General features: G+C 65.2%; 19 protein-coding genes. 13 read left to right on the top strand and 6 right to left on the bottom strand.

Going from position 1 to position 24,467, the window contains the following annotated elements; all coding sequences use genetic code 11:
* Positions 1–36 precede the first annotated feature (36 nt).
* The 5 genes from J1C56_RS20480 to J1C56_RS20460 all read left to right on the top strand — a co-directional run bounded on the left by J1C56_RS20480 (position 37) and on the right by J1C56_RS20460 (position 4,769).
* On the top strand, positions 37–1,335 hold the full coding sequence (locus J1C56_RS20480; RefSeq protein WP_214391922.1) for an ABC transporter substrate-binding protein: 1,299 nt from the start codon (positions 37–39) through the stop codon (positions 1,333–1,335).
* Between the two features lie 152 nt (positions 1,336–1,487).
* On the top strand, positions 1,488–2,369 hold the full coding sequence (locus J1C56_RS20475) for a branched-chain amino acid ABC transporter permease (protein ID WP_214391921.1): 882 nt from the start codon (positions 1,488–1,490) through the stop codon (positions 2,367–2,369).
* Complete coding sequence (locus tag J1C56_RS20470; protein WP_214391920.1) at positions 2,366–3,331, top strand: branched-chain amino acid ABC transporter permease; 966 nt, start codon at positions 2,366–2,368, stop codon at positions 3,329–3,331. The genes J1C56_RS20475 and J1C56_RS20470 overlap by 4 nt, the downstream gene beginning before the upstream one ends.
* Positions 3,328–4,065 (top strand): ABC transporter ATP-binding protein, encoded by a 738-nt coding sequence (locus tag J1C56_RS20465; protein ID WP_214391919.1) that lies wholly within the window; start codon positions 3,328–3,330, stop codon positions 4,063–4,065. The genes J1C56_RS20470 and J1C56_RS20465 overlap by 4 nt, the downstream gene beginning before the upstream one ends.
* Positions 4,062–4,769: an ABC transporter ATP-binding protein gene (locus J1C56_RS20460; RefSeq protein WP_214391918.1), complete on the top strand. Its 708-nt coding sequence runs from the start codon at positions 4,062–4,064 to the stop codon at positions 4,767–4,769. Before J1C56_RS20465 ends, J1C56_RS20460 begins: the two co-directional genes overlap by 4 nt.
* On the opposite strand, the gene J1C56_RS20455 is transcribed toward J1C56_RS20460, so the two are convergent.
* Both J1C56_RS20455 and pncA read right to left on the bottom strand, forming a co-directional pair.
* Positions 4,766–6,193: a sodium:proton antiporter gene (locus tag J1C56_RS20455; protein WP_214391917.1), complete on the bottom strand. Its 1,428-nt coding sequence runs from the start codon at positions 6,191–6,193 to the stop codon at positions 4,766–4,768. The two genes, J1C56_RS20460 and J1C56_RS20455, sit on opposite strands and share 4 nt — an antisense overlap.
* Before the next feature lie 90 nt (positions 6,194–6,283).
* Positions 6,284–6,883 carry a bifunctional nicotinamidase/pyrazinamidase gene (gene pncA, locus J1C56_RS20450; protein ID WP_214391916.1) on the bottom strand — a complete coding sequence of 200 codons (600 nt, stop codon included), beginning with the start codon at positions 6,881–6,883 and terminating at the stop codon, positions 6,284–6,286.
* A 211-nt stretch (positions 6,884–7,094) separates the two neighbouring features.
* On the opposite strand from pncA, the gene J1C56_RS20445 reads away from it, so the two are divergent.
* From J1C56_RS20445 to J1C56_RS20420, 6 genes are read left to right on the top strand one after another with little or no spacing between them, the layout of a single operon-like run.
* Positions 7,095–7,952 (top strand): FAD binding domain-containing protein, encoded by an 858-nt coding sequence (locus tag J1C56_RS20445; RefSeq protein ID WP_214391915.1) that lies wholly within the window; start codon positions 7,095–7,097, stop codon positions 7,950–7,952.
* A complete protein-coding gene (locus J1C56_RS20440) occupies positions 7,949–10,813 on the top strand; it encodes a molybdopterin-dependent oxidoreductase (protein ID WP_214391914.1) in 2,865 nt (954 codons plus the stop codon). The genes J1C56_RS20445 and J1C56_RS20440 overlap by 4 nt, the downstream gene beginning before the upstream one ends.
* Positions 10,810–12,345, top strand: coding sequence for a 6-hydroxynicotinate reductase (locus J1C56_RS20435; protein WP_214391913.1), 1,536 nt, complete (start codon positions 10,810–10,812; stop codon positions 12,343–12,345). Before J1C56_RS20440 ends, J1C56_RS20435 begins: the two co-directional genes overlap by 4 nt.
* Positions 12,342–13,223, top strand: a complete 882-nt coding sequence (locus J1C56_RS20430) for a UPF0280 family protein (RefSeq protein ID WP_214391912.1) — start codon at positions 12,342–12,344, stop codon at positions 13,221–13,223. The genes J1C56_RS20435 and J1C56_RS20430 overlap by 4 nt, the downstream gene beginning before the upstream one ends.
* Positions 13,216–13,800: an amino acid synthesis family protein gene (locus J1C56_RS20425; protein WP_214391911.1), complete on the top strand. Its 585-nt coding sequence runs from the start codon at positions 13,216–13,218 to the stop codon at positions 13,798–13,800. Before J1C56_RS20430 ends, J1C56_RS20425 begins: the two co-directional genes overlap by 8 nt.
* Positions 13,797–14,225: a MarR family winged helix-turn-helix transcriptional regulator gene (locus tag J1C56_RS20420; protein ID WP_214391910.1), complete on the top strand. Its 429-nt coding sequence runs from the start codon at positions 13,797–13,799 to the stop codon at positions 14,223–14,225. The genes J1C56_RS20425 and J1C56_RS20420 overlap by 4 nt, the downstream gene beginning before the upstream one ends.
* 104 nt (positions 14,226–14,329) lie before the next feature.
* Here J1C56_RS20420 and J1C56_RS20415 read toward each other — a convergent pair whose 3' ends face one another.
* The 3 genes from J1C56_RS20415 to J1C56_RS20405 all read right to left on the bottom strand — a co-directional run bounded on the left by J1C56_RS20415 (position 14,330) and on the right by J1C56_RS20405 (position 18,979).
* Positions 14,330–16,699 carry an aldehyde dehydrogenase family protein gene (locus tag J1C56_RS20415; protein ID WP_214391909.1) on the bottom strand — a complete coding sequence of 790 codons (2,370 nt, stop codon included), beginning with the start codon at positions 16,697–16,699 and terminating at the stop codon, positions 14,330–14,332.
* Positions 16,700–16,876: 177 nt separating this feature from the next.
* The gene (deoC, locus tag J1C56_RS20410) at positions 16,877–17,923 is read right to left on the bottom strand and encodes a deoxyribose-phosphate aldolase (RefSeq protein ID WP_214391908.1); all 1,047 of its coding nucleotides are present in this window, start codon (positions 17,921–17,923) and stop codon (positions 16,877–16,879) included.
* Positions 17,924–18,151: 228 nt separating this feature from the next.
* The gene (locus J1C56_RS20405) at positions 18,152–18,979 is read right to left on the bottom strand and encodes a ferredoxin--NADP reductase (protein ID WP_214391907.1); all 828 of its coding nucleotides are present in this window, start codon (positions 18,977–18,979) and stop codon (positions 18,152–18,154) included.
* Between the two features lie 186 nt (positions 18,980–19,165).
* Between J1C56_RS20405 and J1C56_RS20400 the strand changes: the two genes are divergently transcribed.
* Positions 19,166–21,238 (top strand): hydantoinase/oxoprolinase family protein, encoded by a 2,073-nt coding sequence (locus J1C56_RS20400; RefSeq protein WP_214391906.1) that lies wholly within the window; start codon positions 19,166–19,168, stop codon positions 21,236–21,238.
* Between the two features lie 214 nt (positions 21,239–21,452).
* Complete coding sequence (locus J1C56_RS20395; protein ID WP_214391905.1) at positions 21,453–23,186, top strand: hydantoinase B/oxoprolinase family protein; 1,734 nt, start codon at positions 21,453–21,455, stop codon at positions 23,184–23,186.
* 221 nt (positions 23,187–23,407) lie between these two features.
* On the opposite strand, the gene J1C56_RS20390 is transcribed toward J1C56_RS20395, so the two are convergent.
* Positions 23,408–24,406 carry an ABC transporter ATP-binding protein gene (locus J1C56_RS20390; protein WP_214391904.1) on the bottom strand — a complete coding sequence of 333 codons (999 nt, stop codon included), beginning with the start codon at positions 24,404–24,406 and terminating at the stop codon, positions 23,408–23,410.
* Positions 24,407–24,467: the final 61 nt, after the last annotated feature.

The following is a 24,467-nucleotide window of genomic DNA, read 5'->3' as shown; positions in this document are numbered from 1 at the left end:
CACAGCTGGTCAAAAGGCACGGCAAGGGGACAGGGCATGACTAAACGCTTCTTCGACATCGGCAAGACCGGTCTCAGCCGCCGCACGGCGCTCAAGGGCATCGCCGCAGGTGCCGGCCTGATGGCGGCACCCGGCTTCGTGCGCTATTCGCAGGCGCAGTCGTCGGCGCCGATCAAGATCGGCTTCCAGGCCCACCGCACCGGCATCGGTGCTGCCTATGGCCGCTGGTACGAAAAGACCACCAATGCCGCGGTCAAGCTGATCAACGATGCCGGCGGCATCAATGGACGGCCAGTCGAGATCATCGTCGAGGATGACGGCACTGATCCCAAGCGTGGCGCCGAGGTGGTGGCGAAATTCGCCAGCCAGCACAAGACCGACATCGTCTTCGGCACGCTGTTTAGCCATGTCGTCGTCGGCTCGGCGCCCACCGCCGGCGAGCTCAAGATCCCCTATTACGTCGTCAGCGAGGGCTACCACGTCGCCTCGGGCAAGCTGAACCGCTGGGTGTTCCAGCCCGGCATCACCGACGTGCGTTCGCAGGTCACTTCGGTCGCGCCCTGGGTCGCGGCCAACCTCGGCAAGAAGGTGACGATGATCTATCCGGACTATGCCTTCGGCTACGATCACCGCGACTACTTCGCGCCCGCCATCAAGGCGCAGGGCGGCGAGGTCGTGGCCCAGATTCCGATCCCGCCGACCGAAAGCTCGTTCACCAAATACCTGCCGCAGATCCCGGCCGACACCGAGGTGCTGTACCACGTCATGGTCGGCCCCGGCGTCCTGACCTTCGTCAAGGAACTCGGCGAGTTCTACGGCTCGAACAAGCCGCAGCTGTTCGGCTTCATCGACTCGCTCGAAGCCGTCGACATCAACAGCCCCGGCCTCGAATTTCTCGATGGCAGCCATTTCTGGGAAGGCTCGCCGCGCTACGCCCAGGCCAATGACAGCGAGGCGCAGAAAGCCTATCGCGCCGCCGTCGGCATCGATGACAATGGCGCCTCGACGACGGACGCCAAGGACGTCTCGACCGCGGCCCACATGTTCGGCTGCTGGGAAACGCTCTACGTCATCAAGAAGGCGATGGAGGATTCGGGCTACAAGGGCCCCGAGGACCGCGCCAAGCTCGTCGAGGCGACCGAGGCGCTGACCAAGTTCAAGGAAGGCCCCGAGCATCCCCAGGGCGACAAGAAGTTCAACGGCAAGCTCCACCAGGTCTTCGGCCACCAGAACATCTCCAAGGTCGAAGGCGGCAAGCTCAACGTGGTGCACCGGACCTCGATCGAGGACGGCCTGTACGAGCCGGAAGCGGACTACACGACGCAGCCGCTGTGAGGGTGCGACCTCCACCCTCCCCCTTGTGGGGAGGGTCGGCGCGGAACGCGCCGGGGTGGGGGTCGTCTAGAACAGCCCTAGCCCGATACCCCCACCCGACCGCTGCACGGTCACCCTCCCCACAAGGGGGAGGGTAAGGACGCCGCCCCTGAATGGCCTTCTTCCCGCATCTCCTGCTCGCCACGCTTGAAGGACTGGTCACCTCGGCGGTGCTGGCGCTGACGGCGCTCGGGCTGTCGCTGGTGTTCGGGGTGATGCGCATCGTCAATGTCGCGCATGGCGAGTTCTTCATGCTGGGTGCGGTGCTTGCCTGGGCGATCACGTCCGCCATCAGCGGAAATCCAGCACTCGGCTTTGCACTCGCATTGGTGCTGTCGCCGCTGATCGTCGGCGCCATCGCCTGGATCGCCGAGCGGCTGGTGCTGCGCCGCATCGAATACAACCCGGAAGCGACAATCGTAGCCACCATCGGCCTGCTCTACATCATCCAGCAGCTGGCGCTGACCTTCTATGGCCCCGAGGCGCGGCCGGTGACGCCGCCTTTCAACTACCGCATCCAGCTGCCGTGGTTCGGCTACTCCGGCTACAAGCTGTCGATCATCGCGGCCTCCGCGCTTTTGCTGCTCGCCACCTGGTTCGTGCTGACCCGCACCCGCATCGGCCTGATCATGCGGGCGACGCAATATGACCGCGAGACAGCCCTTGCCTTCGGCATCCCGGTCGGGCGCGTCTATGGCGCTGTCTTCGCGCTCGGCGCCATGCTCGCGGCGATCGCCGCCGTGCTGATCGTGCCGATCCAGCAGGCGCATTATCTGATGGGCCTCGACCCACTGCTGCTGTCGTTCATCGTCGTCATCATCGGCGGGCTCGGCTCGTTGCGCGGCACCGTCATCGCCGCCCTGCTGATCGGCGTCTCCGACGGCATCATCTCGGTGTTCTTCTCGCCGACATTGGCCAAGATCATCGCCACGCTCGTCGTTGCCATGGTGCTGGTGTTCCGCCCGCAAGGCCTGTTCGGAACGGCGACGAAATGAGCGGCGACGGGACGACAGCCAAAGTCTATGCGTTGCATGCGGCTGTCATCGCCCTGCTCGTCGCGCTGAATTTCATCCTGCCCGAATATCATCATGGCGTGCTGGCGCGGGTGCTGGTGCTCGCCGTCTTTGCGATGGGCTACAATCTGCTGTTCGGCTATGTCGGCCTGCTCAGCCTTGGTCACGCGATGTTCTTCGCCGCCGGGCTCTATGGTGCTGGCCTGCCGCTCTACCATCTCGGCTGGGGCGTGCCGGCGGCATTTGCCGGCGGACTTGGCGCGGGCTTCGTGGTGGCGCTGGTCATCGGCCTGCTGGCACTGCGCACGTCGGGCGTCGCCTTCATGATCGTGACGATGATGTTCGCGCAGGTGTTTTACCTGACCACGCTCTATTTCGGCGAATGGACACGTGGTGACGAAGGGCTGGTGCTGCAACAGCAGACGCGGCAGGTCGCGCTCGGCAGCGGGACGCTCGACCTGACCAACCCGGCGACGCGCTATCTGCTGGCGGTGGCGCTGTTTGCCGCGGCGTTATTCGCCACGCTCGCCATCGTCCGCTCGCGCCATGGCCGGGTGCTCGTAGCGATCCGCGAGAACGAGGAGCGGACGAAGATGCTCGGCTACGACACCTTCGCCAACAAGCTGGCGGCAGTCGTCACCTCGGGCGTCATCTGCGCCGCCGCCGGTGCTGCCTATGCCCTGCTGTTCGGTTATGTCGGCTCGACCTTCGCCTCGGTGCAATACTCGATCCTCCCGCTGCTCTGGGTCCTGCTCGGCGGTGCCGCCACCACGCTCGGCCCACTGCTCGGCACGCTGTTCATGTATTATGTCATCGACATCACCAGCGGCTACACCTCGGCCTACATGCTGGTCGTCGGCCTCGTGCTGATCCTTCTGGTGCTCTATTTCCGCAAAGGCGTGCTCGGCACGATGCGCGAGCGCTGGGTCAGGTGGCTGCCATGACGGCGCTTTTGACCACCAAGGGATTGTCGCGCCATTTCGGCGGCCTGCGCGCCGTCGACGATGTCGATTTCTCGCTCGAAACCGGCGAAATCCGCGCCGTCATCGGACCGAACGGTGCGGGCAAGACGACTTTCGTCAGCCTCGTCTGCGGACGCTACGCGCCAAGCTCGGGCCGCATCACCTTCGACGGCGAAGACATTACCGACATGCCGGCGCATCTCCGCGTCAGGCGTGGCATCGCCTATACGTTCCAGATCACCAGCGTGTTCGCCAATCTCAGCGCCTACGACAACGTCGCCCTGCCGGTGCAGCGCACGCTGACCGACGGGCGTTCGCGCGGCGCGGTGCGGCAGGGCGCAATGCAAGCGCTGGAACGCGTCGGGCTCGCCGGCCGGGCGCATGAGCCGGCGGGCGCCCTGGCCTACGGCCACCAGCGGTTGCTCGAGGTGGCGATGGGGCTGGCGCTCAAGCCGCGACTGCTGATCCTCGACGAACCGACGCAGGGCCTGTCGGACGGCGAGATCGAAAACTTCATCGCGCTGGTGCGCGAGATCGCCAGCGACGCGACAGTGCTGCTGATCGAGCACAACATGCAGGTCGTGATGGAACTGGCCCGGCGCATCACCGTGTTCAACGCCGGCAAGATACTGGCTGAAGGCAGCCCAGCCGAAATCCGTGCCAACACCGCCGTGCAGGAAGCCTATCTCGGCACCGCGCAGGAAGCAGGCACATGACTGCGGCGCTGACGATATCCGGACTCGACTGCTTCTATGGCGAAGTGCAGGTGCTGCACGGCCTCGACCTCGAACTGCGCAAGGGCGAGGTGCTGTGCCTGCTCGGTCGCAATGGCGCCGGCAAGACGACGACGCTGAAGGCGATCATGGGGCTGGTGCCGGCACGCGCCGGTTCGATCAGGCTCGGCGCGCGGGAACTGACCGAACTGCCCGCGCATGAGGTGCCAAGGGCAGGCATCGCCTATGTGCCGCAGGGACGGCGGCTGTTTGCAGAGTTGACGGTTGCCGAAAACATCGAGATCGGGCTGATGGCACGCCGCAAGGGCGCTGCAACCCGCGAGGCGGTGCTCGACCTGTTCCCGGTCCTGCGCGAGCGGCTAAGGCAACGCTCCGGCACGCTATCGGGCGGCGAGCAGCAGATGCTGGCGATGGCGCGCTCGTTGTGCCTCGAACCAGAGGTGCTGCTGCTCGACGAACCGACCGAGGGCCTGATGCCATCGATGATCGCCAAAATCCGCGAGACCGTGGCCGCGCTGCGCGACCGCGGCGTTTCGACCATTCTTGTCGAGCAGCGCGTCGATGCGGTGCTGTCGGTGGCCGACCGGGTCGCCTTCATCGAAAACGGCCGCAACCGCGAAACCGTCGATGTCGCGCGGCTGCGCAACGATCCTGAAATGGTCAGGCGCTATGTCGGCGTCGGCTAGCCGAAGAACACGAAACCGGCAATCAGAAACGTCGGGATCAACACCGCGCCCGACCAGAGCATGTAGCCGAAGAAGCCGGGCATCCTGACCCCCCTCTCCCTGGCGATGGCATAGACCATGAAGTTGGGCGCATTGCCGATATAGGTGTTGGCGCCCATGAACACCGCGCCGGCCGAGATCGCGACCAGCGTCGTGGCGAAGGTCGTCATCAGCGCCTGCGGATCGCCTCCGGCCAGTTCGAAAAACACCAGATAGGTCGGCGCATTGTCGAGGAACGACGACAGCGCGCCGGTGAGCCAGAAATAGGCGAGATCGTTGGGCGCGCCGCCCGGCCCGGTGACCAGTGCCACCAGCGGTGCGAAGGCGCCGTCGAGTCCGGCGCGCAGGATGGCGATGACTGGCACGATGCAGATGAAGATGCCGGCAAACAGCTTCGCCACCTCAAGGATCGGCCCCCAGGAAAAACCATTGGCCGCGCGATACTCCTTACGGGTGACGGCAAGCGAGACGACGGCCAGAACGATAATGATGGCGTCGCGAACGAGGTTCTGCAGTTCGACCGCCACCCCCTGGATGGTGAAGGCGACGCCGGGCTTCCACGACGCCGACAGCAAGATGGCGCCGATGACGCCGGCCAAGAGCACGATATTGGCGAGGCCGCGGATGCGAACCTTTGAATGCGGCGTCGGGTCCTTGATCTTGGGCCGGCCGAACTCGCGCCTATGAAAAAACCAGTCGACCGCAAGGAAGGCGGCAAGCACGATGCCGCCGACAAAAAGCGTCTCGCACCAGAGGTTGGCGGTGGTCCAGAAGAAATCGACGCCGCGCAGGAAACCGACGAACAATGGCGGATCGCCCAACGGGGTCAGCGAACCGCCGATGTTGGACACCAGGAAGATGAAAAAGACGACGACATGAGCGTTGAACGGCCGGTTGTCGTTGGCGCGGATGACGGGGCGGATCATGATCATCGACGCGCCGGTGGTGCCGACGACCGAGGCGAGCAGCGCGCCGATCAGCAAAAGCCCGGCATTGACCAGCGGCGTGCCCTGGATGTTGCCCGCCACCAGGATGCCGCCCGAGATGGTGAACAATGCAAACAGCAGGATGATGAAGGACATGTATTCGAGCAGCAGCGTGTGCAGCACCGCCCCGGCTGAGACGTCGAAACCGAAAAACAGCGCGAGCGGCGCCACGACCAGGGCGGCCCAGCCTGCAGTGATCTTGCCATAATGATGTTCCCAGACATGCGGGCAAAGCAGCGGCCCGGTGGCAATGGAGAGTAGCAACCCCGCGAAGGGCAACGCCCACCACAGCGACATCGACGCGCCAGGCAACCCTTGCTCGGCTGCCAGCGCCGATTCCGCGCTCACAAGCAAGCAGGCCAGCGCCAATGACGCTGCCGCAAGACGCGAACTCTTCATGCTGTCCCCTCGGTGCCGGCGTATGCGCCGGACATTCTTTTCAAATTCGTCGTGTCGGCGGCGCAGCCGGGCGCTGCCAGCGCCGGATAACTAGACCAGCTTTACGCCGGCGTCGCGCATCTTGCCGATCATCGTCTCCAGCGAACCATTGAGGTCGATCGCCCGGCACGCATCGAGGCGCACCGTGGTGGCGAAGCCATGCTTGACCGCGTCGAGCGCCGAATAGGCGACGCAAAAATCGGTGGCGAGGCCGACGAGGGTTATGGAGGCGACGTCACGCTCGCGGAGATATCCCGCAAGACCGGTCGGGGTGAAGCGGTCGTTTTCGAAAAATGCCGAGTAGCTGTCGATGCCTGGGCGAAAGCCCTTGCGGATGACGATTTCGGCCTTGGCGCAAGCGAGCCCGGGGTGGAAATCGGCGCCACGGCTGCCCTGGATGCAGTGATCTGGCCACAGGGTCTGCGGCCCGTACGACATGCGAACGCTTTCGAACGGATGCTTGCCCGGATGGCTGGAAGCAAAGCTCGAATGGCTGGCCGGATGCCAGTCCTGGGTCAGCATGACGTGCTCGGCGTTGCGGATGAGGTCGTTGACCAGCGGAATGATCTCGTCGCCGCCATTAACGGCAAGCGCGCCGCCGGGGCAGAAGTCGTTTTGCAGATCGACGACGATAAGCGCGTCCGTGGCCATACGGCCTCCATTGTGACTCAATCGGTACCGCCTCGGTGGCGGGCCGCCGAAATTCGTCCAGAAGGCGCCTTGCGTCAACCACCAACTTGGCGAGGCGCAATCCGCGCCGGGAAGTGATCCGGCGAAGTAAAGCCAGGCTTTGACAAAAGGTCCCGGCAGGTTATCACTTGTGTACGAATGAAAATGTCCGGCAACTGCCGGGAGGCATTGCGTGACCCGTTACGCGAAACCCAAGACGCTCGACGAAGCGCTGGCGCTGCTCAGCGAAGGTTCGTGGCGAATTCTGGCGGGCGCAACGGACTTCTATCCCGCCTTGGGCAACCGCCCGCTTCAGTACGATGTAATCGATATCAATGGTATCGACGCGCTGCGTGGCATCGTCGAAAGCGACAGCCATTTTGTCATCGGGGCGCGCACAAGCTGGGCCGAGGTCGACAAGACGCCGCTGCCGCCGGCCTTCGAGGCACTGAAGCAGGCGGCGCGCGAGGTCGGCTCGATCCAGATCCAGAACGTCGCGTCGGTAGCCGGCAACATATGCAACGCCTCGCCGGCAGCGGATGGGGTTCCGGCCCTGATGATACTCGACGCCGAGGTCGAGCTGCGGTCGCGTCACGAGCTGCGCATCCTGCCGCTTGGCGAATTCATCGTCGGCAACCGCCAAACGAGACTGCGCGAGGACGAACTGGTGACGGCGCTGCGCATTCCCAAGGCCAGCGTTGCCGGTCGTTCGGCCTTCGTCAAACTGGGGGCGCGGCGCTATCTCGTCATCTCGATCGCCATGGCGGCGGCAAGGGTCGTGCTCGACGGCCAAGGACGGATCGCCAGCGCGGCGATTTCAGTGGGTTCCTGCTCCGCGGTGGCGCAGCGCCTGTACCCCCTGGAAGCTTCGCTTGCCGGGCAAGGGCCGGAAGCCATTGAAGCGAGCGTCCAAGCCGCAGGGCTGGATGAATTATCGCCGATCGACGACGTGCGCGGCAGCGCCGGGTACAGGCGAAGTGCGGCGCGCGAGATCGTGGCGCGTGCAATTTTGCTGGCGACACATGGCTCGCAGAAACGGGCAGCGGCATGAAAAGCGACCGGGCGCCGATCAACTTCACAGTCAACGGCGCCCTCATGTCGGTAACCGCCGCGCCGATGCGGCGGCTGTCGTCGGTGCTGCGCGACGACCTCAGGCTGACCGGCACCAAGGTGGGCTGCGATGCCGGCGACTGCGGCGCCTGCACCGTGCTCATGGACGGCGAGCCGGTCTGCGCCTGCCTGCTGCCGATGGCGTCGGTGGAAGGCACCTCGATCCGCACCGTCGAGGGACTGGGCAATGGCAGCCTGTCGGCGCTGCAGGCTTCGTTCCTGGCGCATGGCGCGGCACAATGCGGCATCTGCACGCCCGCCCTGCTGGTGACGGCGAGCGCGTTGCTGGAGCGCATCGCCCAGCCGAGCGAGCAGCAGGTGCAGGACGCACTCGGCGGGGTTTTGTGCCGCTGCACCGGCTACCGCAAGATCGTCGAGGCCGTTATGGGGGCGTGGCGCTGGAACGACGACAGTGCCGCCCCTCATCCGCCTGCCGGCAGCCTCTCCCCGCCGGCGGGGGGAAGGGAGATGGTCGCGACGTTGACGCTCCCCTCGCCCCGTTTATGGGGAGAGGGCAAGGGTGACGGGCAATTCGCGCTGCCCCCCTCAGGTGCCGCCGTAGGCAACTCGCCCGTCAGGCTCGACGGCATTCCCAAGGTGACAGGAGCCGAGCTTTTCGGCGGCGATTCATTTCCCGCTGTCGCCTTGTCGGTTCTGGTCGTCCGCTCGCCGCATCACCGGGCCAGCTTCTCCTTCGGCGATCTCGGTGCCTATATCGCCGACAATGCCGGCGTTGCGGCTGTATTCACTGCCCGGGATATCCCGGGCATCAACAGTTTTGGCGTCATCCCGCCCTTTGCCGACCAGCCGGCGCTGGCCGAGGGCGAGACGCGCTTCCGCGGCGAGGCGGTGGCGCTGGTGGCCTGCGAGGGCTGGGTGGCGCGCGATCTGGACATGGCGGCATTTCCCGTCACATGGCGCGAACTGCCCGCAATGCTGGAACCGCCGGGTGCCCAGGCGGAAGGGGCCGCGCTCGTCCACGCCAACCGCCCCGACAATCTGCTTGTGCGCGGATTGGTCGAGCGCGGCGAGCCGGAAAATGCTCTGGCACAGGCGGCATGCGTGGTCTCGGGCAGCATGCAGACGTCCTATGTAGAGCATGCCTATATCGAACCGGAAGCCGGCTATGCATTCCTCGACGACGACACGCTGACCATCGTTGCCTGCACCCAGGCACCTCACATGGACCGCGACGATACCGCTCGTATCCTGGGCCTCGCGCCGGACAAGGTGCGCATCATGCCGACGGCGACTGGCGGCGGGTTCGGTTCGAAGATCGACATCTCGCTGCAGCCGCTGATCGGGCTGGTGGCGCTCAAGACCGGCAGGGCGGCCGCGCTGGCCTATACGCGCCAGGAATCGATGGCCTCGACCACCAAGCGTCATCCGGCCTCGATGCGGGCGACGATCGGTACGGATGCCGACGGCATGATCAGTGGAATGGTCTTTGACGGCACGTTCAACACCGGCGCCTATGCCAGCTTCGGCCCGACCGTCGCCAACCGGGTACCGGTGCACGCATCGGGACCCTATGCCACGCCGAATTATCGCGCCGTCGCCCGCGCGATCCATACGAACGGCCCGGTATCGGGCGCGTTCCGTGGTTTCGGCGTGCCCCAGGCGACATTGATGCAGGAGACGCTCTATGACGAGCTGGCAGACACGCTTGGCATCGACCGGCTGCAATTTCGCCTGAAGAATGCGCTTCGCAACGGCTCCGAAACGGTTACCGGACAGCGACTGGAAGCGGGCGTCGGCATCGGTGAATGCCTCGAGGTGCTAGCCTCGCGTTGGACACGCGCGCTTTCCGAAGCTGATGCCTTCAACGCGACCAACAGCACAACCAAGCGCGGCGTCGGCATCGCCTCGTGCTGGTATGGCTGCGGCAACACCTCGCTGCCCAACCCCTCGACAATCAAGCTCGGCATCTCGCCCGACGGCAAGGTCGTGCTGCACCAGGGCGCTGTCGACATCGGCCAGGGATCGAACACCGTCATCGCCCAGATCGCCGCCGACGCGCTCGGCCTGCCGCTCGGCGACTTCGTGCTGAAAGGCGCCGACACGTCGATCACGCCTGACGCCGGCAAGACCTCGGCCTCACGCCAGACTTATGTGTCGGGGAAGGCGGCGGAAAAGGCGGCAAGGGCGCTGCGCGACACGGTCCTGCGCTACGCCAATGTCTCAAACGAGGCATCGCTGCAATTGCTGCAGGGTGGGTTCCTGGTCGTGCACGAAGGCGGTGAACGCCGGCGCATCGACCTGACGAAGCTTGAAGCAGACAAGGACGGCCTCGTCTTCGCCGCCGAGGAGAGCTACGACCCGCCAACCGCGCCGCTCGATGCCAAGGGCCAGGGCAAGCCCTATGCGGTCTATGGTTATGGCGCCCAGATCGCCGAGCTCGAGGTCGATCTCGCGCTGGGCACGGTCAGGCTGGTCAAGATCACCGCGGCGCATGATGTCGGCAAGGCGATCAACCCGCTGCTCGCCGAAGGCCAGATCGAAGGCGGCATCGCCCAGGGCATCGGCATGGCGCTGATGGAAGAGTATATTCCCGGCCGGACCGAGAACCTGCACGACTACCTGATCCCGACGATCGGCGACGTGCCGCCGATCGAGACCATACTGGTGGAAGTTCCGGATCCGGAAGGACCATTCGGCGCCAAGGGTTTGGGCGAGCATGTGCTGATCCCGACGGCACCGGCGATCCTCAACGCCATCCGCCACGCCACCGGTGTTGCGATGACCAGGGTGCCGGCAACGCCCTCGCGGGTCCTTTCGGCAATCCAGGAGGCACGGCGATGAACGAGCTCTCCGAACGTTTCGAGACGCATGAACCCGGCGACCGGCAAGCAGACGAAAAGCTGCGCTGCGACGCCTGCCCGGTGATGTGCTACATCGCCGAGGGCCGCACCGGCGCCTGCGACCGCTACGGCAATTTCGGTGGCCGCATTGTGCGCGCCGACCCCGTCCGCGTGCTTGACTATGCGGTCGAAAAAAGCGCGGCCGTGGTGCCGTTCGGCGGCGAGGCGTGGGACGGGGAACTGGTCAACACAGGACGGCGCTTCGTCACCGCGATCGGCGCGGGCACCACCTATCCCGACTACAAGCCGGCACCTTTCATCGTCAGCCAGGAGGTCGAAGGCGTCGATCTCGTCACCGTCGTGACCGAGGGCATCTTCTCCTATTGCGGCGTCAAGGTGAAGATCGACACCGACCGCCACCTTGGTCCCGAGACGGCAATGGTACGCGCGCAAGGCGAGGCTGTCGGCCATGTGACGACGGGCGAGTATGGCTCGCAGATGCTGTCGCTCGGTGGCGTGCATCATCTGACCGGAGGCTCCAAATCGGAAGGCCGGGTGACCTGCGACACGCTGCTCAGCTTGTGCAACCGCAAGCCGGTCGAGCTCAGCATCGACGGCGGCGCGACAATCGTGGTCGAGGCCGGCAAGCCGCCCATCATCGATGGCAAAGCGGAGCATCGCATGCGCGTCGGCTGCGGCTCGGCGACCATCGGCATGTTCGCGACGCAATGGCGCGGCCTTGTCGACGAGGTTGTGGTGGTCGACGATCACATCACCGGCGTCGTCTCCGAGCACCAGGCCGGCAAGGTTCTGGGCTGGGAGGCAACCGGGATCAGGATCCTCGGCCGCCGTTCGACGCCGGGGCGCTATTTCAAGGTGTCGGAACCCGGCCTTGGCTGGGGCGGCACTTCGATCTCCGATCCGCTCGCCATCCTCGGCGAGTGGAACGCCAACAAGGGCGCTCGGCCCGGCCTGTCGCTGCTGATGGTCTCCACCACCGGCGAGCAGTTCGCCTATTACGAGCTCGACGACGATCTCAAGCCGGTCGAAAAGCCATTTCCGGAGCGGTTGGGCAAATCGGTCGGGCTGATCGAGGAGAATTGTGAGCCGGCTATGTGTACGGTGCTGTTCGTCGGTGGCGCCGGCGGCAGCCTGCGTGCCGGGGTGACCGAGAACCCGGTCAACCTGACACGCTCGGTGCAAGGCCTGAGAACCTACGTGACGGTGGGCGGCGCGCCAGTCTATGTCTGGCCCGGTGGCGGCATCACCTTGATGGTCGATGTCACGCGCGTGCCTGACAACGCCTTTGGCTACGTGCCGACCCCGGCACTGGTGGCGCCGATCGAATTCACGCTTCGGCGCGACGACTATCTGGCGCTCGGCGGCTATGAAAGCGAGATCAGGAGCGTCGACGACGTGATGGCGCGTGGCGGCGAATATTTCAACGAGCGGGCGACTGGATCGGCCGGGACAGACAACCCCTGGCCACCACTGGCGCAATTGCGCCGGATGGCGCCGGGCGGGTTGCCATGAATGGCCCCGAAATCTCCTGGCTGCCCGACCGCCGCCGCCTGCACTTCAACCACGGCCCCATCGACCTGATCGTCGAGGCCTTTGGCGATGCCGAAGAGCTGCAGGCGGCCTACCGGCAAGCCGCCCGGCGTTTCGAGACGATCCTGCCCGAGCTTGTCGACGAACTCGCCGAGCTGCGCCGCCCGGCCTCGACAACGCCCCGACTTTTCGCTGGCGCGACGGCGCAGCGCATGGAGGCCGCGGTCGCGCCTTTGGCCCGGGCGTTCATCACGCCGATGGCCGCGGTTGCAGGCTCGGTCGCCGACGAGATCATGGCGGCGATGGTCGCAGGGCGCAGGCTCGACCGCGCCTACATCAACAATGGTGGCGACATCGCCTTGCATATAGCGCCGGGCCACGAGATTTCAGTAGCGATTGCCGGTACCGGTCACGGTCTTGCCGACCGGCTGACGATCCGGGCGGAAGATGGTGTGCGCGGCATCGCCACCAGCGGCTGGCGCGGGCGCAGCTTTTCGCTCGGCATCGCCGAGGCGGTGACCGTGCTGGCCGCCAGCGCTGCAGCTGCCGATGCGGCGGCGACATTGATCGCCAATGCCGTCGACCTGCCCGGGCACCCGGCCATCCAGCGCAAGCCAGCACGCGAACTGGCGCCCGACAGCGATCTCGGCCAAAGGCTGGTCACCACTGATGTCAGTCCACTGCCTCAAGCAGATATCCGCGCGGCACTCGATGCCGGCCTCAAAATCGCCGAAACGTTGCGGCGGCAAGGGTCGATCCAGTCTGCCGCGCTATTCCTCGCAGGTGAACATCGCATCAGCGGCAAACAGTTTGCCGCCGTGCCCGATGTTTCGATTAGGGGGGTACTGAGCCATGCCTGAGTTTCCAATCCGCAAGATCGCGGTGACGGTCGAAGAGATATTCCATGATGGAGGCCGCGCCGCGGACACGCCGCGACGACGGGCGGCAGCGCTCGCGGTGGTGAAGAACCCGCTCGCCGGCCGCTATGTCGAGGATCTGCAAAGCGCGATGGAGGATCTGAAACCCCTCGGGCTGATGCTGTCCGACCGGCTGATCGCGGCGCTCGGTGGCGATGCCAAGGCCATAGACGGCTATGGCAAGGGCGCCATCGTCGGCTCGGCCGGCGAACTGGAACACGGCGCGCTATGGCACGTGCCGGGCGGCTACGCCATGCGCGAACGCCTCGGCGAAGCCAAGGCGATCGTACCCTCGGCCAAGAAGCTCGGCGCCTTCGGCGCGCGGCTCGACGTGCCGATCGGCCATATCAACGCCGCCTATGTGCGCAGCCATTTCGATGCCATGGAGGTGGGCGTGCCGGACGGGCCACGCCCCGACGAAATCGTCTTCGCGCTGGTCATGACCTCAGGCCCGCGCATTCACGACCGCATGGGTGGATTGAAGGCCTCCGACATCAAGGCCTGGGACGGCCTGCGATGAGCCCGAACCCCAGTGAAGGCGACTATCAGGTCCAGGGGCAGATCGGTTTCATCCTGCGCAAGGCAAACCAACGCCATGTCGCGATCTTCGCCTCGCACATCAGCGACCTGACACCGCCGCAGTTCGCCGCGCTCGCCAAGCTGCACGATGTCGGCGAGACCTCGCAAAACCAGCTTGGCAACATGATCGCCATGGATGCGGCGACAGTCAAAGGCGTCATTGACCGGCTGGCGGCGCGTGGGCTGGTTCGGCTCAGCAAGCATGAGGTCGACAAACGCCGGCTTCAGGTCAACCTGACCGACGAGGGGCGCCGCGCCATAGAAGAGCTTGTGCCGCTGGCAAAGGCGATCAGCGATGAGACGCTTTCGCCGCTATCTGCGAAGGATGCGGAAACGCTGCTGCAACTGCTGACGAAGATAAGTTGAGGAGGTAAGGCAGTAGGGGAATAGGGCAGTATGGGAGAAAGCTCCCCTTACTGCCTTACTGCCTTACTGCCTTACTGCCTTACTGCCTTACTGCCCTATTCCCCTCAATCCCCGTATGGGACCCAGACGTTCTTGACCTCTGTCGCGCGGCGGAGGAAGGCTTCGCCTTGGGCTGTTGGCCAGTCGAGGCTGCGGCCGTGGCCGGTCCAGACGCGCTTGAGATTGCCTGTCGATTCCGCTTCCGCCCTGGCGCAGATGTCGGCCTCGGCGACGACCCACAGGCCGTCGACGTCGTCGTGTTTGGCGAGCACGGCTGCCAGTTCGGCGGTATGGCCGGTGACGATGCTGATCGCGCCTGAAGGCACGTCGGAATATTCGATCACCTGGTAGAGGTCGGTGGCAACGAGCGGGGCGGTGGTCGACGGTACCAGCACCACCGTGTTGCCCATGGCGAGTGCGGGGGCGATGAGCGAGATCAGACCGAGCAGCGGCGCCTCGTCTGAGGCAACGATGCCGATGACCCCGACCGGTTCATGCAGCGCCAGCGTGACCGTGCGCGCCGGCGGCTGGTGCACCCTGCCCTCGAACTTGTCGGCCATGCCGGCGTAGTAGAACAGCCGCTCGATCGAGGTTTCGACCTCGGCCTTCGCGACCTTGTGGCTGGCGCCAGTCAGTTCCGAGATGCGGGCAGCGAAGTCTTCCGTGCGGCCCGAGAGATTCTCGGCGAGGTAATAGAGCACCTGGGCGCGGTTGTAGGCTGTCGCCTCAGGCCAGGCCTTGCAGGCTCTAGCCGCCGAGACCGCGTCGCGGATGTCCTTGCGGCTGCCAAGGCCGACCTCGCCCGCGAGCTTGCCCTTGGGCGTGAGTACGGCAATCGAATAATTGCCGTCGGGACGGACCTGCTTGCCACCAATGAACAGTTTTGCCGTGCGGTCGATGGCGTGGCTTTCGCCATTGTCGCGCGCGGCTGCCTTGGGAGCCGAAGCCGGCTTGATGACGGGGCCATGCGGCTCGCTGGATGCCAGATATTCCTCCAGCCCCTCGCGCCCGCCCTCGCGGCCGAAGCCACTTTCGCGATAACCGCCGAAGCCGCAAGATGCGTCGAACATGTTGGTGCCGTTGACCCAGACCACTCCGGCCTTGAGCTGCGGGGCGACATGCAGCGCCAGATTGACGTTTTCGCTCCACACCGAGGCGGCAAGGCCATAACGGGTGTTGTTGGCAAGCTCGACCGCCTCTTCGGTGTTGCGGAAGCTCATGGTGGCGAGCACCGGGCCGAACACCTCTTCCTGGGCGAGGATGTTGGCGGGTGCGACACCAGTCGCCAAGGTCGGCAGGTGGTAGTAGCCGGTCTCAGGCACATCCTGGTCGGGCTGCCAGCAGACCGCGCCTTGCCTGGCGCCCTCCTCGACAAGCCGCCTGACCCTGTCGAGCTGGGTCTTGTCGACCAGCGGGCCGATGTCGGTGTTCTTGTCCAATGGCGCGCCGACGCGCAGCCGGCTCATGCGTGTCTTGACCTTGGCGATGAAGGCGTCGGCAACGCTCTCTTGCACCAGAAGCCGCGAACCGGCGCAGCAGACCTGGCCCTGGTTGAACCAGATGCCGTCGACAAGGCCTTCGACCGCGCTGTCGAGATCGGCATCCTCAAAGACGATGAAGGCCGACTTGCCGCCAAGCTCCAGCGACAGCTTCTTGCCACTGCCGGCGGTCGCCTTGCGGATGATCTTGCCGACCTCGGACGAGCCGGTGAAGGCGATCTTGTCGATGCCGGCATGGTTGACGATCGCCGCGCCTGCCTCGGGTCCGCCCTGGACGATGTTGACCACGCCCCTGGGCACGCCCGCGCGCTCGCAGATCTCGGCAAACAGGATCGCCGTCAGCGGCGTGAACTCGGCCGGCTTCAGCACCACGGTGCAGCCGGTGGCAAGTGCCGGTGCGATCTTCCAGGCCAGCATCAGCAGCGGAAAATTCCACGGAATGATCTGGCCCACGACGCCAGCCGGCTTGCGGCCGGGGAACTCCTTGTCCAGCGACTGGGCCCAGCCGGCATGGTGGATGAAGTGGCGGATCGCCAGCGGCACGTCGATGTCGCGGCTCTCGCGGATCGGCTTGCCATTGTCGAGGCTTTCCAGCACCGCAAACAGCCGCTGGTGGCGCTGCATGGCACGGCCGATGGCATAAAGCACCTTGGCGCGCTCGTAGCCCGAGGCAGCGCTCCACTTCGGCAGCGCCTTGCGAGCTGCTGCCACCGCCGTCTCGATGTCGGCGGCAGAGGCATCGGAGACCTTGGCCAAAAGCTTGCCGCTCGATGGATCTTCGGTGTCGAAGGTTTTTTCATCCGCCGCCGCGCGCCACTCGCCAGCTATGAACAGTGATTTGGAGAAGTCGCGGCCGGCCAGCCAGGCATCGGCCTCGCTGCGGGCCTCGGGGGCTGGGGCATAATCCATGGCGTGGTATCGTTCGAGGATGTTCATGAGAGGCCTCCTTCACCCTCCCCCTTGTGGGGAGGGGCGATCGGCATGGCCGATCGGGGTGGGGGTAATTTGCTCTTTAATCTGTTCATCGGACACACAATCGGCCGGTCTCGCTTACCCCCACCCCGCGCCTGCGGCGCGACCCTCCCCACAAGGGGGAGGTTGGGAGTAAAAGCCTCACGCCATGGCGTGGCGGTGGTTGGCCGAGTAGCGGCCGCTGATGTGGTGCTCGAGCTGGCGTTCGATGTCGGTGAGCAGGCTCGACGCGCCGAAGCGGAACAGCTCGGGCTCGAGCCAGGGCCGGCCGAGCTCTTCCTTCATCAGCACCAGCCAGTCGAGCGAGACTTTTGCCGTCGAGATGCCGCCGGCCGGCTTGAAGCCGATGAGATAGCCGGTCTGCTCGTGATAGGCGCGGATCGCCCTGACCATGGCGAGCCCCACCGGCAGCGTCGCGTTGACGCTTTCCTTGCCGGTCGAGGTCTTGATGAAGTCGGCGCCCGCCATCATCGCCACCATCGAGGCGAGCGTGACATTGCGCAAAGTCGCGAGATCGCCGGTGCCGAGGATGACCTTCAGATGCGCTTCGCCGCAGGCGGCGCGGAATGCCTTGATCTCGTCATAGAGCTCCTGCCACCTGGCCCCGAACACCAGCCCGCGCGGGATGACGACGTCGATCTCGTCGGCGCCGTCGGCGACCGAAGCCTCGATCTCGGCGATCCGGGTGGCGAGTGGCGCAAGGCCATGCGGAAAGGCCGTCGACACGGCGGCGACATGGATGCCGGTGCCCCTCACCGCCTCCACCGCGGTGGCGACGAACGGATGGTAGACACAGACCGCAGCCGGCCGGATGACCGTCTCGCCGAGGCCCAGCGCCTCGACCAGATCGCGCCGCAGCGGGTTCACCGCCTTGGCGCAGAGCCGGCGCACGCGCTCGTCGGTGTCGTTGGAGTTCAGCGTCGTCAGGTCCATCAGCGAGATCGACCTGAGCAGCCAGGCCGCCTGGTTGTCGGCCTTGATCGAGCGCCTCTTGGTCAGCGTGCCGACCCGCCGCTCCAGCGCCGAGCGGTTGACGCTGCGCATCGATTCGACAAAACCCAGATCCAGCGCCATCCCAGGATTGCGCGCAATGGCGTGCGTGTCGGCCGCATTCGCAGCCAACCGCGAAGGCAAGGGCATGACCGTGGCTGAGGGGTGCATTTCGGCTTCGCGCAGCTTGCCGCTCATCTGACTGCCTTTCCTCCGGACGCCTTGTATTCGGCGCGATATCTCAGGAGCCGTCGCGGAAAAGCAGTGCGCTTTCACCACGGCACAAAAAACAAGAATAGCCCGTGGTGCGATGCTCCACGAGTCCCCGAGGCGGAAGATAGACGAAAAAGCTGAACGGTGCAGCGATATTTTGACCGATTGGTCAAACCGCCGGACCGCTGGGCGATCCGGCACAATCAGGGGGCGTCAGCCGACGAAGGCGCGCTCGACGACGAAGGTGCCGGGCACGTGCAGCGAGCCCTCGACAAAACCGAGGCTCTCGGCCAGCTCCTTGACGTCCTTGAGCATGTGCATCGAGCCGCAGATCATGATGCGGTCGCTTTCGGGATCGAACTTGTCGATGCCGAGATCGGAAAAGAACTTGCCCGACGAGATGAGCGCGGTGATGCGGCCCATGCGCTCGGATTCCTCGCGCGTCGTCGAATTGTAGAGCGTGACGCGGCCATGGGTCAGCTCGCCGATGAGCGGATCGCTTTCGAGATTGGCGACAAGTTCCTGGCCATAGGTCAGCTCGGCGACGTCGCGGCAGGTGTGGGTCAGCACGACGTGTTCGTAACGCTCATAGGTGTCGGGGTCGCGCAGCAGGCTGGCGAAGGGCGCAATGCCGGTGCCGGTCGAGATCATGAACAGGCGCTTGCCCGGGGTCAGCGCGTCGAGCACCAGCGTGCCGGTCGACTTCTGGCGCATCAGCACGGTGTCGCCGGGAACGATCTTCTGCAGCTCGGAGGTCAGCGGACCATCCGGCACCTTGATCGAGAAAAACTCGACTTCGTCGTCCCAGGACGGGCTGGCCACCGAATAGGCGCGGTAGACCGGCTTCTCGGCATTGGGCAGGCCGATCATGACGAATTCGCCCGAACGGAAGCGCAGCGACTGCGGCCGGGTGATGCGGAAGGAAAAAAGACGATCCGTATAATGCTTCACCGAAACCACCGTTTCAGCGTAGACATTGGCAGGGATTGGGAACTGAAGCGGCTTGGCTTCCGCCGTCTTCAGCGCTGCTGCGGTGTTCATCAATCAAACCTCTCGCCCGGCGCGGGCGGCGTTTCCAGACCGGCGCGCTGCGGAAATACAGGCAAATAGTGGGGCCTTGTTCGGGTTATTAATTAGTATACAAATGATATCAGCGTCAAGATTGTGGCATAAAACGCCTTTCTAAACTGGCACAGGAATGTAGTCCGGGCTTTTCGGGATTAGTCCATGGACGAGAATATTCCCGCAGAAGCGGGAAATGTCGTGGCAGGCATCGACGTAGGCGGGACCTTCACCGACCTGCTGCTGATCGACGGTACGAATGGCGGCGCCGTCCGCATCGCCAAGACGCCGACAACCATCGAAAACCAGGCGCATGGCGTCATCGCGGCGCTGGCTGCAACAGGTTTTCCGATTGCCGACATCGACCTCATCGTCCACGGCACGACCACCACCACCAATGCCGTGCTGGAGCGGCGGCTGGCCAGAACCGGCATGATCACGACACGCGGCTTCCGCGACGTGATCGAGCTGGGGCGGCGGACAAGACCGCAGCCCTATGGCATGACCGGAGTATTCGTGCCGGTCATTCCGCGCAATCTCAGGCTGGAAGTCACCGAGCGCATCGAGGCGTCGGGCCGGGTCCGCGAGCCGCTCGACGAAGACGGCGTGCGGACAGCCGTTGCCGAGCTGGTGGCGGCGGGCTGCGAGGCACTGGTGATCCATTTCCTGCATTCCTATGCCAACCCGGCGCATGAAAGGCGGGCGGCGGAAATTGCCGCAGAACTCTGGCCGAATGGGCACATCACGACCGGACACTCTCTGTTGTCGGAAGCGCGCGAGTTCGAGCGCGGGGTGACTGCCTCGGTCAATGCCGCCGTCCAGCCGATCCTCGAACGCTACGTGGCACGGCTGCGCGATGAACTCGCCACGCGCGGCTACGGCAGCGACTTCCTGATCATGAACGGCAATGGCGGCATGATTTCGGCCCGCTTCGTCACCCGCGAGGCGGCCAAGACCGTGATGTCCGGTCCGGCCTCGGGCGTCATCGCCGCCGCCTATACCGGCCGGCGCGCCGGCTTCGAGAACCTCGTCACCTACGACATGGGCGGCACCTCGACGGACGTGGCGCTGATCCTCAATGCCGAACCTGCGGTGTCGAACGAGATCGAGATCGAATATGCGATGCCGATCCATGTGCCGATGGTGGCGGTGCATACGGTGGGTGCCGGCGGCGGCTCGATCGCGCGCGTCGATGCTTCCGGGCTGATCCAGGTCGGGCCGGAGAGTGCCGGGGCCAATCCCGGGCCGATCTGCTACGGCCGCGGCGGCACCGAACCGACGATCACCGACGCCAATCTGGTGCTCGGGCGGCTCGACCCGAAGAGGCTGCTGGCGGTCGACACTCCGGTGACCGTCGAGGCGGTACGGAAAATCTTCGAAGACAGGATCGGCAAGGCGACCGGGCTCGACGGTGTGGCGGCGGCAGGTGCTGTGCTCAGGCTCGGCAACATCAGGATGGCGGGCGCCATCCGCATGGTGTCGGTGTCGCGCGGCCACGACCCGCGCGACCTCACATTGTTTGCTTTCGGCGGTGCCGGGCCGCTGCATGCCTCGGCGCTGGCCCGCGAACTCGGCTTGCCGCGCGTGCTCGTGCCGGCCAGGCCGGGCATCACCAATGCGCTCGGCTGCGTCGTCGCCGATCTGCGCCACGACTTCGCCAACACGCTCAACCAGCCGGTGGCGATGCTCGACGAGCAACGCGTCCGCGAGGTGCTGGTGCGCCATCGGGCCGAGGGCGAGGCGCTGATCGCCAAGGAAGCGATCCGGCCCCGGAGCATCCGCGTCAGCCATTCGGCCGACATGCAGTTTGTCGGGCAGACACATCTCGTCAACGTGCCGCTGCCCTCGCCCGAAATCGACCGCGCCACGCTGCAGGCGCTGTTCGAAAAGGCCTATTTCGCCCGCTTCAAGGTCGAGCTGCCGGAGATTCGCGCCAACCTCGTCAACCTCAACACCTCGGTGACGGGCGTGCGCCCCGACATCGACCTCGGCAGCCTGATCGATCCGGCCGGGCGGGTGGCGACGCTGGAAGGCGCGCTGCGGGAGGTCAGGCCGGTGTGGTTCGAGGGCGGCTGGCGCGACACGCCGGTTTATGAGCGCGAAAAGCTGCCGCTCGATGCCACGATCCTGGGACCGGCGATACTCGAGCAGATGGACGCGACGACGGTGCTGGAGCCGGGCGATCGGGCGCTGTCGGATAGGGATGGCAACATTATCGTCGAGGTCGGTACGTCATGACCAAGCGCCCCCTCACCCGGCCTCGGCTTCGCTCGGCCACCCTCTCCCCGATGGGGAGAGGAGGCATTCAGCCGTTTTCACCTATCTTTTCCACGTCTGAGAGATGGGCGCAGGCGTTGCAAATCTCCTCTCCCCAGCGGGGAGAGGGTGGCCGAGCGAAGCGGAGGCCGGGTGAGGGGGAATTTCGCCGAGCGATTTGCCGAGAGCTCACGCCATGACCCTCGACGCCATCACGCTTTCGGTCATCCAGGCGGCGCTGCAGCAGACCTGCGACGAGATGGACCTGACGTTTTCGCGCGCGGCGTTTTCGCCTGTCATCGCCGAGGCCAACGACCGCTCCGACGGCATCTATTCGGCGGTTGACGGCGCGCTGATCGCGCAAGGGTCGCAAGGGCTGCCGGTGTTCGTCGGCGTCATGCAGCACTCGACCAGAACCATCATCGAGATGATCTCGGACGGGCGCGTGCTGCCACCCGAACAAGGCGACATCTATATCGTCAATGACCCCTATCTCGGCGGCACGCACCTGATGGACGTGCGCTTCGCCATGCCGGTGTGGCGCGCGGGAAAAATCTTCTGCTGGCTGTCGAACACAGGCCATTGGCCCGACATCGGCGGCGCGGTGCCTGGCGGCTTTTCCGCCTCGGCCACCGCGGTCGAACAGGAGGGCCTGCGGCTGCCGCCGGTCAAACTCTTCAAGAAGGGGATGATGGACCCCGAGATCTACGCCATCATCTGCTCGAACATCCGGGTCGCCGACCAGCGCATCGGCGACATCCGCGCCCAGGCGGCAGCGCTCCATGTCGGACAGGACAGGCTGTTTGCGATCCTCGACCGTTACGGCGACGAAACCGTTGTCGAGGCGATCGCCGAGCTCCGCAGGCGCGCGGCCGAGCAGATGCGGGCGCATATATCAGCCCTGCCCGACGGCACCTATTCGTCGAAGGCGTTCGTCGATTCCGACGGCGTTGTCGACGCGCCACTGACGATTGCGCTGTCGGTCGAGAAAGCGGGCAGCACGCTGACCTTCGATTTTTCCGGCTCGTCGGCGCCTTGTGCCGGACCGATGAACAGCGTGCTGGCGACAACGCTGTCGTCGGTCTATCTCGCGATGCGCCACATCTTCCCCGACGTGCCGATCAGCGCCGGCGCCTTCGAGCCGCTTGACATCAAGCGGCTGGAGGGCACGTTCCTCGACGCGCACTACCCGCGCCCCGTCTCGGGCTGCGCGGCCGAGGTGTCGCAGCGTATCGCCGAGGCTGTGTTCGCGGCACTGGTGCAGGCCGCACCCGACAAGGTGACGGCCGCACCGGCCGGTTCGAGCGGCAATTTCGCGCTTGGCGGCAACGATCCGGCCCGCGGCCGCGACTATGTCATGTACCAGATCTCAGGTGGCGGTTATGGCGGCAATTCCAGCCATGACGGGCTGTCGAACGGCTGCTCGACCATCGGCATTTCGAAGTCGCCGCCGGTCGAGATCATGGAGCAGGCCTACCCGGTGCTCTACCGGCAATATGCGCTGCGCGAGGGTTCTGGCGGTGCGGGCAAGCAGCGCGGCGGCTTTGGCCTTGCTTACGAGATCGAGCTGTTGCGCGGCGAGGCGCGGGCCTCCTTCGTGATGGACCATGGCCGCTTCGGGCCGCAGGGCGCATTGGGTGGCAAGGATGGCGCGGTGAACACGGTCACCGTATTTCGTAACGGTCAGCCGCACGTGCCGCCGCATTTGTCGAAGGAGCAGGACATCCCGCTCAAAGCCGGCGACCGTGTATCAGTCGGAACGCCCGGTGGCGGCGGTTATGGCGACCCGCTGGAGCGGGATCCGGAGCTGGTGCTGCGCGATGTCGGGCTTGGTTACTATACGCGCGAGCAGGCGGCAGAGATGTTTGGGGTGGTCATTGGGGACGGCGGAATTGATGCCGCGAAGACAGAGCGGTTGAGGCGAGGCTGAAGTCCCCAATTCCTCCAGGGACGAGGCGCGACGTGGACGCCCCTCTCCCCGTTCTTCACGGGGAGAGGGTAAGGGTGAGGGGCAATCTTGCAGCGTTTGCACTGCCCCTCATCTGCCTGCCGGCATCTTCTCCCCGTGAAGAACGGGGAGAAGAACAGCCAACCGCGAAGGCGGCGATCATGCAGATTGGTTGAGGGGCTGGATGCCTGATCCGACCGATTTCAGCCCATCGCCTTGCCATCCTCGCCGAAGCGATAGGTGCGCGCCGCGTCGGGCGTTGCGTAGAGCGTCGCGCCAGGACCAGTCTGGTACTCGCCGAACAGCCGGATCGTGATGAGTCCGGCCTTTTCCGTCTCGAGGAAGACGTTGGTGTCGGCGCCAAGATGCTCGGCATGGATGACAGTGCCCTTCCAGGTGCCCTCGGTCTGGCTGACAGCGATGTGCTCGGGACGGACGCCGACGGTCTTGGCCGTCTCGCCGAGGCGGGCGCCGTCGATGAAGTTCATCTTGGGCGAGCCGATGAAGCCGGCGACGAACAGGTTTGCCGGCTTGTTGTAGAGTTCCATCGGCGCGCCGACCTGCTCGATGCGGCCGGCGTTGAGCACGACGATGCGATCGGCCAAAGTCATGGCCTCGACCTGATCATGGGTGACGTAGACCATCGTCGCCTTGAGCCTGTTGTGCAACTGGGCGATCTCGAGGCGGGTGTTGACGCGCAGTGCGGCATCGAGGTTCGACAGCGGCTCGTCGAACAGGAACAGCTTTGGCTCGCGCACCAGAGCGCGGCCGATGGCGACGCGCTGGCGCTGGCCGCCGGACAATTCGGCCGGGCGGCGCTTGAGGTAGGGTTCGAGCGACAGCATGGCCGAGGACGCGGCGATGCGCTGGTCGATCTCGGCCGTCGGCGTTCCCGCCTGCTTCAGGCCGAGGCTCATATTGTCGCGCACGGTGAGGTGGGGATAAAGCGCGTAGGTCTGGAACACCATGGCGATGCCGCGCTTGGACGGCGGCGCGTTGGTGACCCTTTGGCCGTCGATCAGCACGTCGCCCGAGGTCGCATCCTCGAGGCCGGCGATGATGCGCAGCAACGTCGACTTTCCGCAGCCCGACGGGCCGACGAACACGACGAACTCGCCGTCATTGACCTCGAGGTCGATGCCTTTCAGCACCTCGACCGGACCAAAGGACTTCTTGACGGTTTCGATCTTGAGAGATCCCACAGGCTATTCCTCTCGTTTTTCCTGACGCATGAGCCAGCCGAAAAGCGCTGAGCTTTTCGGG

The sequence above is a fragment of the Aminobacter anthyllidis genome, assembly GCF_018555685.1.
Classification (GTDB): domain Bacteria; phylum Pseudomonadota; class Alphaproteobacteria; order Rhizobiales; family Rhizobiaceae; genus Aminobacter; species Aminobacter anthyllidis.
Note: the sequence above shows the minus strand (reverse complement) of the source record. Positions and strands in the feature narration are given on the sequence as shown.